The sequence below is a fragment of the Janibacter sp. CFPM2_SD2 genome (assembly GCF_057364645.1).
In genome coordinates this window covers 1-11969 of sequence record NZ_JBNFOF010000083.1, presented here as the reverse complement: position 1 = coordinate 11969, position 11969 = coordinate 1, and the positions used below count along the sequence as shown (strand labels likewise).

The following is an 11969-nucleotide window of genomic DNA, read 5'->3' as shown; positions in this document are numbered from 1 at the left end:
CCCCCACCGATGCCCGAACGCCCGCGCCCCCCCGGCGGCGCAGGTCGTCGGCGACGTCGGTCATGGCCGCGGTCATCGGCCCGTCCTGCGCGGCGACGAGCACCGCCGCGACGTCGGGTCCGACGACGGAGATCGGCCCGTGCCGCAGGTCGGCGTAGGAGTAGCCGCGCACGGGGACCAGGCAGGTCTCCTCGATCTTCAGCGCCGTCTCGAGCGCGGTCGCCAGGCACATGCCGCGGCCGGAGACGACGACGTGCTCGGCCGCCTGCAGCAGCGGCACCGCGGGTTCGACGAGCTCGGCCCGCTCCACGGCGAGCGCGACCTCCTCGGCGACCCGCCTCCACTGGTCGTCGCTCCCCTCCGGGTCCAGCTCCGCCCCGAACGCGTCCGCGACGACGGCGACCGCGACGAGCTGGGTGAGGTGCGACTTCGTGGCCGGCACGGCCAGCTCCGGCCCGGCCTGCGTGACCAGGGCGAGGTCCGCCCCCTTCGCCAGCAGGGAGCCCTCGACATTGGTGACGGCGACGACGGCGGCCCCGTGCCCACGGGCCCAGTCGGCCGTGGCGACGATCTCCTCGGTGGCGCCGGACTGGGAGATCGCGACCACGAGGGTGTCGGCGAGGTCGAGGTCGGCGCGGTAGTGCGTGGCGATGCTCGGGGCGGCGAGCGAGGCCGGGATGCCGGCGCAGGCCTCGAGGAGGTAGCGGCCGTGGATGGCGGCGTGGTCGCTCGACCCACGGGCGACGAGCAGCACGCGGCGACGGTCGGCGAAGAGCGCGCGCACGTCGGCGCGCAGCGGCAGCAGCGCCTCGAGCGTGCGGCGCACGGCCGCCGGCTGCTCGGCGATCTCGCGGGCCATCACGGTCACGATGCTTGACACCTCCCACCCCGACGTGGATCCTCACTGGTACGTACCAGACCGTACCAACGAAGGTGAGGATCGGGAAGTGTCGCGAGCACCGCTCCACGGGCCCCGTCCCAAGCACGTCCAGCTGCGCGAGGCGATCGCCGAGCTGGCCGCCGGCCTGGGACCCGAGGCGGCGATCCCCTCCGAGCGCGAGCTCATGGCGACCTACTCCCTCTCCCGCGCGACGGTCCGCAAGGCGATCGAGTCGCTCATCGCCGACGGCATGCTCCACCGGGTCCACGGCAAGGGCACCTTCGTCGCCCGCCCGCGGCTGGAGAGCCGGCTGCACCTCGCGAGCTTCAGCCAGGACATGCGCCGACGCGGGCTCACCCCGTCGACCCGGCTCCTCGGCGTGCGCCTGGCCGCTCCCCCGAGCGAGGTCACCCAGTGGCTCGGCCGGGCCGGGGCCTGGCGGCTGGACCGGCTGCGCCTGGCCGACGGGCAGCCGATCGCGCTCGAGGAGAGCTGGTACCCCGCCGACCTCGCTCCCGGCCTCGACCGGCACGACCTCGGTGACTCGATCTACGCGCTGCTCGCCGACGAGTACGGCGTCGTCATCGACGCCGCCGAGCAGACCCTGTGGGGCGAGTGCGCCGAGGGCCAGGTCGCCCAGCTGCTCGCCTGCCCCGACCGGGCGCCGCTGCTCGTCTTCCGCCGCCTGTCCACGAGCCTCGGCCGCCCGGTCGAGCACGTCGTCTCCCGATATCGCGGAGACCGCTACCAGCTGCACATGTCGTTGAGCCGGGACGACACCCCACCGCCGGCACCGCCACACGAAGGGAACACGCCGTGACCACTGCAGACGGCTCCATCGCGTCCGGGGACTCCGGGCGCCGCAAGCTCAACCTCGCCCCGCTCCAGAAGTTCGGCCGCAGCCTCATGCTGCCGATCGCCGCGCTGCCCGCCGCAGCCCTGCTGCTGCGCCTGGGCCAGCCCGACCTGCTCGGCGCGGACGGCCTGGGCTGGACCCGGGTCGCGCCGGTCATCGGCGCGCGGGCGGTGCGCTCTTCGACAACCTGCCGATCCTCTTCGCCGTCGGCATCGCCATCGGCATGGCGAAGAAGGCCGACGGCTCGACGGCCCTCGCGGCCGTCGTCGGCTACCTCGTCTTCAAGGCGGTCGGTGACGCAATGTCCCCCTTCGTCCTCGGGACGCCGGCGAAGGGAGAGGAGCAGGAGCTGATCAACTACGGGGTCTTCGGCGGCATCGCCATGGGCCTGACGGCCGCGTGGCTGTGGCAGCGCTACCACCGGATCAAGCTGCCGGCCTACCTCGCCTTCTTCGGCGGACGGCGCTTCGTGCCGATCGCCACGGCGACCGCCGCGATCGTCATCTCGGTCCTCACGAGCTTCGTCTACCAGTGGTTCGACGCCGGGATCACCGGCCTCGGCGAGTGGGTCGCCGACAACGAGGTCATCGGTGGCTTCGTCTACGGCACGGTCAACCGTCTGCTCATCCCCACCGGCCTGCACCACATCCTCAACAACCCCCCGTGGTTCCTCATCGGCGAGTACACGCCCGAGGGCGGCAAGCCGGTCACCGGTGACATCGCCCGCTTCCTCAACGGCGACCCGACGGCCGGCGCCTTCATGACCGGCTTCTTCCCGATCATGATGTTCGCCCTGCCCGCCGCCGCCCTGGCGATCTACCAGGAGGCCAAGCCGGCGCAGAAGAAGCTCGTCGGCGGCATCATGGGCTCGGCCGCGCTGACCTCCTTCCTCACCGGTGTCACCGAGCCGCTCGAGTTCGCCTTCATGTTCGTCGCGTGGCCGCTCTACGTCATCCACGCGGTGCTCACCGGCACCTCGCTCGCGCTGACCAATGCTCTGGGCATCAAGGACGGCTTCGGCTTCTCTGCCGGCCTCTTCGACTTCGTCCTCAACTACAACATCGCGACGAAGCCGCTGCTGCTCGTGCTCATCGGGCTCGGCTACGCCGTCGTCTACTACGTGCTCTTCCGCTTCGTCATCCGCACGTGGAACCTGCGCACCCCGGGCCGCGAGGACGAGGGCGAGGAATCGCTCGTCACCGCGGACGACTCGGCGTGATCGTCACCGCCGACCGCGTCCTCACCCCGGGGCGCACGCTCGCCCCGGGGTGGGTGCAGGTCGAGGGCGAGCACATCGCGCAGGTGGGCGAAGGGGGTCCCCCCTCCCCTGCCGACGTGGTCACCACGGGCACCCTCGTGCCCGGCTTCGTCGACACCCACTGCCACGGCGGTGGCGGCGGGTCCTTCACGGTCGGTGACGCCGACGAGGCCGCCACCGTCGCCCGGGCGCACCTGGCCCACGGTACGACGAGCCTCGTCGCCAGCCTGGTCACCGACGAGGTCCCCTCGCTCGAGCGCTCGGTGCGGGTGCTCGGCGAGCTCGTCGACGACGGTGCCCTCGCCGGGGTGCACCTCGAGGGGCCGTGGCTCTCCGCGGACTTCTGCGGTGCCCACGAGCCGAGCCTGCTGCGGCCCCCTTCGCCCGAGGACGTCGACCGGCTGCTCGCCGCCGGCGGCGACGCGCTGCGCATGGTGACGATCGCGCCCGAGCTCGACGGCGCCCTCGACGCGGTGCGCCGGGTCGTCGACGCGGGGGTCGTCGTCGGCGTCGGGCACACCGACGCGACGTGGGAGCAGGCCCGGGCGCGATCGACTCGGGCGCCACCGTGGCCACGCACCTCTTCAACCAGATCCGGGGGCTGCACCACCGCCACCCGGGGCCGATCGCCGCCCTGCTCGAGGACGAGCGCGTGTGGGTGGAGCTGATCTCCGACGGCGTGCACGTGCACCCGGCGATGCTGCGACTGGCCGAGCGCTCGGCGCGCGGGCGGATCGTGCTCGTCACCGACGCGATGGGCGCGGCCGCGCGGCCGACGGCGACTACCACCTCGGGCCGATCCACGTGCAGGTGCGTGACGGCGTCGCCCGCACGGCGAGCGGTGCCATCGCCGGCTCGACCCTGACGATGGCCGGTGCCGTGCGGCACTCGGTGTCCAGCGGCTTCACGCTCGAGGCGGCCGTCGCCGCGGCCACCTCGGCACCGGCGGACTCCCTCGGCCTGACCGACGTCGGGCGCCTCGAGCCCGGCGCCCGCGCCGACCTCGTCGTCCTCGACGACGACCTCGACGTCACCCGGGTGATGCGCCGCGGCACCTGGGTCCCCCTCCCCTGACACCGCCTTTCCGTAAGGAAATGCGCACCCGGTCTGCATTCCCCAACGGCAATGCGAAAACGGCGGGCGTCAGCGGTCGTCGGCGTCGAGCTCCTCGTCGATGGCCTCGCCCGTGACGTCGTGGGCGCGCACGCTCGCGAGCTCCGGGCCGCCGAGCGGGTCGCCGTGCCAGCGCACGAGGTCCCAGCCCTCGCCCGGGCGGCCGTCGAGCATGACCATGCCGGTGTTGTTGATCCACTTCCCCTCGATCGCGTCGGCGTCGAGGCCGGCCGAGAGCGCGGCGTAGACCCGGATCGCGGCGCCGTGGCTGAAGAGTGCGACGGTGTCGTCACGCCCGTGCTGCTCGGCGATCGTCCGCACCGCAGCGTCGAAGCGCGCCATGAACTCGTGCCCCGTCGTCCCACCCACGAGCGCGTGGTCGAGGTCGCGGTGCAGCCAGGCGGCGACGCCGCCGAGATAGGCCTCGACCGCCTCACGGTCGGATCGCATCTCTACGTCGCCGGCGGAGATCTCCTGCAGGCCCTCGCGCACCACGATCTCGAGCGAGCGCTCCTGCGCCAGAGGCGAACCCGTGAGCTGGGTGCGCACCAGCGGGCTCGCGTAGACCGCACTCACGTCCTCGTCGGCGAGCGCCGCAGGCACCGCGGCGGCCTGGCGCTGTCCGAGATCGGTCAGCCCCGCGCCGGGGTATGCGGTGTCCAGCGCACCGGTGACGTTGTGGGGTGTCTGGCCGTGACGGATGAGGAGGAGGCGCACACCAGCAGGCTACGCAGGTGGGCGCCTCCTCCCGGACGTGGTCCGGCCGGGGTCGATCAGCCCTGCGAAGGGGGCTGACCACCGCCGGGCTGACCACCGCCGGGCTGACCGCCACCACCACCGCCACCGGTGGGCTCGGTCGTCGTGTCGACGCCGACGACCAGGGTGACGTCGTACCCCTTCGCCACGCTGCCGCTGACGTCCGCGAGCTGGCTCGTGCCCCCGTCGTCGCCGAAGACGTTGTCGCTCGTCAGGCTCAGGCTCGACATGTTGCCCACCGAGGCGTCGTAGCCGTCGGTGGCGTAGACCGTGGTGCACACGTCCTGGGGCAGCGCGACCTGCGAGGTGGCGATGGCCTTCGACGCGTCGGTGATGCTCGCCTCGTCGGGATAGACCTCGAAGTGGATGTGCGGCCATCGACCGGAGTAGCAGGCCGGGAAGATGCTCGTGAAGCTCACCGTGCCGCTGTCGTCGGCGACCTGCACACCGCGCAGGTAGTTCTCGCCCTCGACCCCCTGCGAGTACATCGAGTAGTTGCCGTCGCGGTCGCAGTGCCACACGTAGACTGCGACCCCGGCGAAGGCGGCCCCGCCCTGGGCGAGGTCCTTGATCTTCAGGGTCAGGGTCATCGGGACCCCTTCGGCGGTCGTCGTGCTGCTGCCGAAGCTCGAGCGGATGTCCTGGCGCACGATGCCGCTCTCCTCGAGGACGTCGGGGCCGTTGCTCCCGTCACCGGGATAGGGCCCCGCCGTCTCGTCGGGGATCTCGCTCAGCGAGCTCGAGCCCGACGAGCTCGAGCTCGACGACGCGGACCCCGAGGAGGTCGTCGCCGAGCCCGAGCCGCCGGACGAGGAGTCACTGCCGGAGGCGCAGGCCGTCAGGCCGAGCACGGTGCCGGCACCGATGAGGCCGAGCATCCGGCGCCGGCCGACGAGCGTCCCGAGGTCGAACTGGAGCCCCTGGTCGACGAGTTCCTCGTCCTGCTTCGGCAGCACCCTGCCCCCGTGGGTCCGCGGTGTGGTCATGGCCATCTCCTGTGCTCGCTGCTTCGATGTCATGGCTCCACCCAAGGCCCCGTCCCTGTGGGCCGGCTGTGGGATCACCATGACGCAGTGATGCGCCGACGGCGGGTTCCTAGCGGACCAGGCTGGGCCGCTTGGGGTCGAAGGTCCACCCGGGCACGAAGGCCTGCATGGCGAGGGAGTCGTCGCGCGACCCGAGCCCGTGCTCGAGGTAGAGCTCGTGCGCCTCGGCCAGCCGGTCCCGGTCGATGGTCAGGCCGAGCCCCGGCGTCTGCGGCACCTCGATCGCCCCGTCACGGATGACGAAGGGGGACTGCGTCAGGGCCTGTCCGTCCTGCCAGATCCAGTGCGTGTCGAGGGCGGTGATCTCGCCCGGGGCGGCGGCGCCGACCTGGGTGAACATCGCCAGCGAGATGTCGAAGTGGTTGTTGGAGTGCGAGCCCCAGGTCAGGCCGAACTCGTGGCACAGCTGCGCCACGCGCACCGACCCGGCCATCGTCCAGAAGTGCGGGTCGGCGAGCGGGATGTCGACCGCATTGGTCCGCACCGCGTGGGCCATCTGGCGCCAGTCGGTCGCGACCATGTTGGTCGCCGTGCGCAGGCCGGTGGCCCGCTTGAAGTCGGCCATGACCTCGCGGCCGGAGTAGCCCCCTTCGGCACCGCAGGGGTCCTCGGCGTAGGCGAGCACGTCGTGCAGCCCACCGAGCAGGCGCACGGCGTCGTCGAGGAGCCACCCGCCGTTGGGGTCGAGGGTGATCCGCGCGTCGGGAAATCGCTCGTGCAGCGCCGTCACGGCGGCGACCTCCTGCTCGCCGGGCAGCACGCCGCCCTTGAGCTTGAAGTCGCTGAAGCCGTAGCGCTGCTGGGCCGCCTCGGCCAGGCGCACGACCGCCTCGGGGGTCATCGCCTCCTCGCGGCGCACCCGCTCCCAGTCGTCGGCCCCGTCGGGCTCGCGCAGGTAGGGCAGGTCGGTCGCGTCGGGGTCGCCGACGTAGAAGAGGTAGCCGAGCATCGGCACACTCGACCGCTGCTGGCCGTCACCGAGCAGCTCGGCGACGGGCACGCCCTGCTCCTGACCCGCGAGGTCGAGCAGCGCCGACTCGAGCGCCGTCACCGCGTGGACGGTCGTGCGCAGGTCGAAGGTCTGCAGCCCGCGACCGCCAGCGTCGCGGTCGGCGAAGGTCGTGGCGACCTCGCGCAGCAGCGAGCGGTGGCGCAGCACCGGCTGGCCGACGAGCCTGCGGCCGGCGTCCTCGACTGTCTGCCGGATCGGCTCGCCGCCCGGGACCTCACCGAGGCCCTCGCGTCCGGCCGAGTCGGTGACGATGACGACATTGCGGGTGAAGAAGGGGGCGTGACCGCCGGAGAGGTTGAGCAGCAGCGAGTCGTGGCCCGCGACAGGGACCACCTCGACCCGCTCGATGGTCGGCGTCATGCCTCGAGCCGCCCGTCGACGCGCCGGGTCAGACCCCACGGGTTGTCGTCGCGCACGGCGGCCGGCTGGATCGCGGCCGGCACGTCCTGGTAGGCGACCGGGCGCTGGAAGCGCTCGATGGCGAGCGACCCGACGGAGGTCGTGCGCCCGTCGGAGGTCGCCGGGAAGGGCCCGCCGTGGACCATCGCGTGACCGACCTCGACGCCCGTGGGCCAGCCGTTGAAGAGGATCCGCCCGGCCTTGAGCTCGAGCACCTCGACGAGGCGAGCGGCGTCGGCCTCGTCGGAGTCGGCGGCCTGGACGGTCGCGGTCAGTTGCCCCTCGAGCTCGGCCAGCCGCGGGAGCAGGTCGTCGAGCGCGTCGTAGCGCACGACGACACCGGCGGCACCGAAGACCTCGTCGGCGACGGAATCGAGGTGCTCGGCCCCGGCCTCGACGAGCTGCGGCGCCGGGGCGTCCGCGGTCTCGCCGGCGTACCGCTCGCGACGACGTGACGCCGTCGGCACCGGCCTGGCGCTCGGTACCGGCCTCGTAGGCCCGGGCGATGCCCGGGGTGAGCATCTGCGTGCCGGTCGCCGCAGCGACCACCCGCCCGGCGGCGGCGAGGAAGAGGTCACCGTCCTCCCCCTTCGGCAGGAAGAGCAGACCGGGGTTGGTGCAGAACTGACCCGACCCGAGGGTCAGGGAGCCGACGTAGGCCGCGGCGAGGTCCTCGGCGCCGGAGGCGATCGCACCCGGCAGGACGACGACGGGGTTGATCGACGACATCTCGGCGTAAACCGGGATCGGCACGGGGCGCGCTGCGGCCGCGGCCACGAGCGCGAGGCCGCCACCACGGGATCCGGTGAAGCCGACGGCGGTGATCCGCGGGTCGGCCACGAGCTGCTGGCCGACCTCGATGCCCTCGTCGAGGACGAAGGAGAAGACCCCGGCGGGCAGGTCGGCCGCGGCGACGGCGCGGGTCACCGCGCGGGCCACGAGGACGCCGGCCTGCGGGTGCGCCGGGTGCCCCTTGGACGACGACCGGGCAGCCGGCCGCGAGGGCCGAGGCGGTGTCGCCGCCGGCGGTGGAGAAGGCGAGCGGGAAGTTGCTCGCGCCGAAGACGGCGACCGGGCCGAGCGGCACCATCCGCTGACGGATGTCGGCGCGCGGCAGCGGCTCGCGGTCGGGCTGGGCGGGGTCGATGCGCACGCCGAGGTGGTCACCCAGGCGCACGACGTCGGCAAACATCCGCAGCTGGCCGGTCGTGCGACCGACCTCGCCGGTGATCCGGCCCTCGGGCAGGTGCGACTCGGCGACGGCCGCGGCGATGATCGCCTCACGGTCGGCCTCGATCTCGGTCGCGACGGACTCGAGGAAGGCGGCGCGCTGCTCGGGCGTGGTGGCCCGGTAGGCCGAGAAGGCCTGTGCCGCAGCGGTGGTGGCGGCGACGACGTCGGGCGTGCTCTGCTCGACGCCGGCGATGATCGAGGTGTGCTCGGTGGTCATGCGGTCCTCTCTCAGCGGGTCTTCTCGATGAGGGCGGCGAGCTCGCGACCTCGTGCTCGGCGAGGTCCACGAGCGGCGAGCGGACCGGGCCGGCGGGGCGGCCGACGGCCTTGAGGCCGGCCTTGACGATGGAGACGGCGTAGCCGGCCTTGCGGTCGCGGATGTCGAGGTAGGGCAGGACGAAGTCGTTGAGCCGGCGGTAGACCTCGGCGTGGTCCTGGCGGCGCACGGCGTCGTAGAAGTCGATGGCCCAGCCGGGCACGAAGTTGAAGAGCGCGGACGAGTAGGTGCTTACGCCGAGCGAGAGCAGCGGCAGCGCGAAGGTCTCGGCCGTCGGCAGACCACCGATGTACATGAGCCGGTCGCCGACGCGGGCGTAGGTGCGCGTCATCTGCTCGACATTGCCCACGCCGTCCTTGAAGCCGATGAGGGTCGGGTGCGAGCCGGCGAGCCGGGCGACGGTCGTGTCGTCGAGGACCGCGTTGGCGCGGGAGTAGACGACGACACCGAGGCCGGTCGCCTCGCAGACGCGGGCGGCGTGCTTGTAGAGGCCCTCCTGGCTGGCCTCGGTGAGGTACGGCGGCATGAGGAGGATGCCGTCGGCGCCGGCGGCCTCCGCCGCCTTGGCCTGGGCGACGGCCTTGACGGTCGCCCCGGTCGCGGGGGCGAGCACGGGGACCCGGCCGTCGACCTGCTCGACGGCGGCGCGCACGACCTGGTCGGTCTCGTCGAGGCTGAGGCCTGAAGCCCTCACCCGTGCCGCGCGCGAAGAGTCCCGCGACGGGGAAGCTGCTCAGCCAGTCGATGTGGTCGCGGTAGCCCGCGAGGTCGAGCGCGCCGTCGTCGGCGAAGTGGGTCACGGGGAAGGAGAGCAACCCGCTCTTGAGCTGGGCGGCGAGGTCGGTCGGCGAGTAGCTGGTCACGGGCTTCCTTAGGTCGTGCTGCTGGGTGTTGGGGCCACCGTAGGGACGCGCCTCGATGCCTGTCCAAGCCCAAATTCGTATCCCGTGATACTTCCCGTGCATGACGAACGGAGGGCCCGTCACCTCATGTCGTGACCCGCTCGATGACCTCGAGGACCCGGCGCACCACGGGTGTGGTCCCCTCGCGGGACCAGATGGCGTGCAGCTCGACCGGCCGCTCCGGGTCGGCGTCGATCGTGCTGTCCCCGCCGCCGTGGTCGAGCCGGCGGAAGGTCGCGCCGGCGACGGCGAGCGAGGCGGCCGAGGCCGGCGCGAGCGCGACGCCACGCTGCGCGGAGACGAGCAGGATCGCCGTGAGCGCCTGGTGGACCCGCTGGTCGATGCGCGGGTGGGCACCGGCGAAGAAGCGGGCGGCAAGGTCGTAGAAGTACTGCGACTGGTCGGGGTGGTGCCCGATGACCCGCTCCCCCTCGAAGTCCTCCGGCCGCAGCGGCCGGTCGAGCTTCGCGAGGCGGTGGCCGACGGGCACGACCGCCATGAGCGGCTCGCGCAGCACCACCCGGGAGCGGACGAGGCTGCGGTCGAAGGGGGGTCGTGCCAGGCCGATGTCGATCTCGCCGCGACGGATCCCCTCGAGCTGGGCACTGCTCACCCGCTCGGAGAGCACGACCTCGACGCCGGGCAGCTCGTCGCCGAGGCGACGCAGCAGCGGTCCGAGGATCGAGATGGCCGACACCGCGGTGAAGCCGAGACGGACCACCCCTTCGCTGCCGGCGTCGACGCGACGCACGAGGTCACCGGCGCCCTCGACGAGCGAGAGCATGCGGTGGGCCTCGTCGAGGAAGACCTCGCCGGCCCGGGTCAGCTCGACCCGGCGGTTGTCACGAGCGAGCAGCTGGGCGCCGAGGGAGCGCTCGAGCTTCTGGATCTGGCGGGAGAGCGGGGGCTGGGTCATCTGCAGGCGCTCGGCGGCGCGGCCGAAGTGCAGCTCTTCGGCGACGGCGACGAAGCAGCGGACCTGGTCGAGGGTCATCACGGGCCGCAGCCTAGCCAGTGATACCCACCGTGGATCACTCCATGCCCAATTGGGCTTGGACGGGCATCGACGCTCGCTCCTAGTGTCGGCCCGCACAACCTCCCCCCACGACGTGTGGACCCTTCCCAGAGGAGCAACGATGCCCCAGAAGCCCTATCGACTCATCGCCCTCGTCGGCGTGAGCAGCCTGGCCCTCACCGCCTGCGGCGGCGTCAAGACCACGAGCGGGGGTGGCAACGGCAGCGACTCCTACCCGAAGGGCACCGTCGAGATGTACGTCGGCGCGTCCGCCGGCGGCTCCTCCGACCTCATCAGCCGCTCGATCTCCAAGGGTCTGGGCGACGCGCTCGGCGGCACCTTCGCCGTCATCAACCGCGAGGGCGCCAACGGCGCGCTCGCCGCGGCCCAGGTGCAGAAGGCGAAGCCGGACGGCGCGACGATCGCCGTGCAGAATGCCTCGCTCTTCACCATCACCCCGCTCGCCGTCCCGGCCGACGAGGCGACCTCGATCGACGACTTCGACGTCGTCGGCGGCGTCTCCCGCGACGACTACGTCATGGTCACCGGCCCGAAGAGCGGCCTGAAGACCCTCGACGACATCAAGGACTCCACGGAGACCCTGACCTACGCCACGACCGGTGTCGGCACCGGCGCCCAGCTCTCCTGCGCGCTCGCCTTCGAGGCCGCCGGCGTCAAGGCCGAGGCCGTCCCCTTCGACGGCGGCGCCCCGGCGCTCACCGCGGTCCTCGGCGGCCAGGTCGACACGGCCTGCATCCAGACCGGTGAGGGCATCGAGAACATCGACAGCGGCAAGCTCACCGCCCTGACGACCTTCGCCCCCGAGCGCATCGAGTACCTCAAGGACGTGCCGACCGCCAAGGAGCAGGGCATCGACGTCGAGGTCTACCAGTACCGCTTCCTCACCGTCCCGAAGGACACCCCGGACGACGTCACCGACGCCCTGTCGAAGGGCCTGGAGGAGACCTTCAAGACCGAGGAGTACAAGAAGTTCAACGAGCAGAACTCCCTGACGCCGATGGAGATCTCCGGCGACGAGGTCGTCGAGGAGCTCAAGGCGGACAAGGCCCGCTACGCCGAGGCCGTCAAGGAGTACAAGCTCGACCTGACCGAGCAGGCCAAGTGACCGCCCCCGAGCGCGACATCCTCGCCGAGCTGGAGGAAGAGGTCGCGCAGGACCTCGCGGACGAGCGGCCGCCGCGGGCGGCCCCGGCTACCAGCT

At 72.4% G+C, this 11969-nt stretch carries 11 protein-coding genes and 3 pseudogenes; 5 read left to right on the top strand and 9 right to left on the bottom strand.

Features of this window, described 5'->3' with window-relative positions; genetic code table 11:
* A partial coding sequence (locus AC2W7J_RS09530) for an SIS domain-containing protein (protein ID WP_485982207.1) occupies positions 1-859 on the bottom strand: 859 nt, incomplete at its 3' end.
* Positions 860-947: 88 nt separating this feature from the next.
* Between AC2W7J_RS09530 and AC2W7J_RS09525 the strand changes: the two genes are divergently transcribed.
* From AC2W7J_RS09525 to AC2W7J_RS09510, 4 genes are all read left to right on the top strand, one after another.
* Positions 948-1700, top strand: a complete 753-nt coding sequence (locus AC2W7J_RS09525; RefSeq protein ID WP_485982203.1) for a GntR family transcriptional regulator — start codon at positions 948-950, stop codon at positions 1698-1700.
* Positions 1701-1869: 169 nt separating this feature from the next.
* A complete protein-coding gene (locus tag AC2W7J_RS09520) occupies positions 1870-2955 on the top strand; it encodes a PTS transporter subunit EIIC (protein WP_485982206.1) in 1086 nt (361 codons plus the stop codon).
* Complete coding sequence (locus tag AC2W7J_RS09515; RefSeq protein WP_485982202.1) at positions 2952-3662, top strand: amidohydrolase family protein; 711 nt, start codon at positions 2952-2954, stop codon at positions 3660-3662. The genes AC2W7J_RS09520 and AC2W7J_RS09515 overlap by 4 nt, the downstream gene beginning before the upstream one ends.
* Before the next feature lie 142 nt (positions 3663-3804).
* Positions 3805-4068 carry an amidohydrolase family protein gene (locus tag AC2W7J_RS09510; RefSeq protein ID WP_485982201.1) on the top strand — a complete coding sequence of 88 codons (264 nt, stop codon included), beginning with the start codon at positions 3805-3807 and terminating at the stop codon, positions 4066-4068.
* Between the two features lie 69 nt (positions 4069-4137).
* On the opposite strand, the gene AC2W7J_RS09505 is transcribed toward AC2W7J_RS09510, so the two are convergent.
* From AC2W7J_RS09505 to AC2W7J_RS09470, 8 genes and pseudogenes are all read right to left on the bottom strand, one after another.
* On the bottom strand, positions 4138-4824 hold the full coding sequence (locus tag AC2W7J_RS09505; RefSeq protein WP_485982200.1) for a histidine phosphatase family protein: 687 nt from the start codon (positions 4822-4824) through the stop codon (positions 4138-4140).
* Positions 4825-4880: 56 nt separating this feature from the next.
* Positions 4881-5855 carry an intradiol ring-cleavage dioxygenase gene (locus AC2W7J_RS09500; RefSeq protein WP_485982205.1) on the bottom strand — a complete coding sequence of 325 codons (975 nt, stop codon included), beginning with the start codon at positions 5853-5855 and terminating at the stop codon, positions 4881-4883.
* A 103-nt stretch (positions 5856-5958) separates the two neighbouring features.
* Positions 5959-7281, bottom strand: coding sequence for an enolase C-terminal domain-like protein (locus tag AC2W7J_RS09495; protein WP_485982204.1), 1323 nt, complete (start codon positions 7279-7281; stop codon positions 5959-5961).
* Positions 7278-7787, bottom strand: coding sequence for a hypothetical protein (locus AC2W7J_RS09490; RefSeq protein WP_485982208.1), 510 nt, complete (start codon positions 7785-7787; stop codon positions 7278-7280). The genes AC2W7J_RS09495 and AC2W7J_RS09490 overlap by 4 nt, the downstream gene beginning before the upstream one ends.
* 178 nt (positions 7788-7965) lie before the next feature.
* Positions 7966-8247: pseudogene (locus AC2W7J_RS09485) on the bottom strand (aldehyde dehydrogenase family protein); the annotation flags it as partial.
* A 91-nt stretch (positions 8248-8338) separates the two neighbouring features.
* Positions 8339-8770, bottom strand: a pseudogene (locus AC2W7J_RS09480) (aldehyde dehydrogenase family protein); the annotation flags it as partial.
* Positions 8771-8813: 43 nt separating this feature from the next.
* A pseudogene (locus AC2W7J_RS09475) lies at positions 8814-9693 on the bottom strand (5-dehydro-4-deoxyglucarate dehydratase); the annotation flags it as partial.
* A gap of 124 nt (positions 9694-9817) precedes the next feature.
* Complete coding sequence (locus AC2W7J_RS09470; RefSeq protein ID WP_485982199.1) at positions 9818-10726, bottom strand: LysR family transcriptional regulator; 909 nt, start codon at positions 10724-10726, stop codon at positions 9818-9820.
* A gap of 142 nt (positions 10727-10868) precedes the next feature.
* On the opposite strand from AC2W7J_RS09470, the gene AC2W7J_RS09465 reads away from it, so the two are divergent.
* Positions 10869-11873, top strand: a complete 1005-nt coding sequence (locus AC2W7J_RS09465) for a tripartite tricarboxylate transporter substrate binding protein (protein ID WP_485982198.1) — start codon at positions 10869-10871, stop codon at positions 11871-11873.
* Positions 11874-11969 lie beyond the last annotated feature (96 nt).

Excerpts from the sequence above, each read along its gene's own strand:
- AC2W7J_RS09500 (WP_485982205.1), bottom strand. The coding sequence starts at position 5,855 with ATGGCCATGACCACACCGCGGACCCACGGGGGCAGGGTGCTGCCGAAG.
- AC2W7J_RS09495 (WP_485982204.1), bottom strand. The coding sequence starts at position 7,281 with ATGACGCCGACCATCGAGCGGGTCGAGGTGGTCCCTGTCGCGGGCCAC.
- AC2W7J_RS09470 (WP_485982199.1), bottom strand. The coding sequence starts at position 10,726 with ATGACCCTCGACCAGGTCCGCTGCTTCGTCGCCGTCGCCGAAGAGCTG.
- AC2W7J_RS09465 (WP_485982198.1), top strand. The coding sequence starts at position 10,869 with ATGCCCCAGAAGCCCTATCGACTCATCGCCCTCGTCGGCGTGAGCAGC.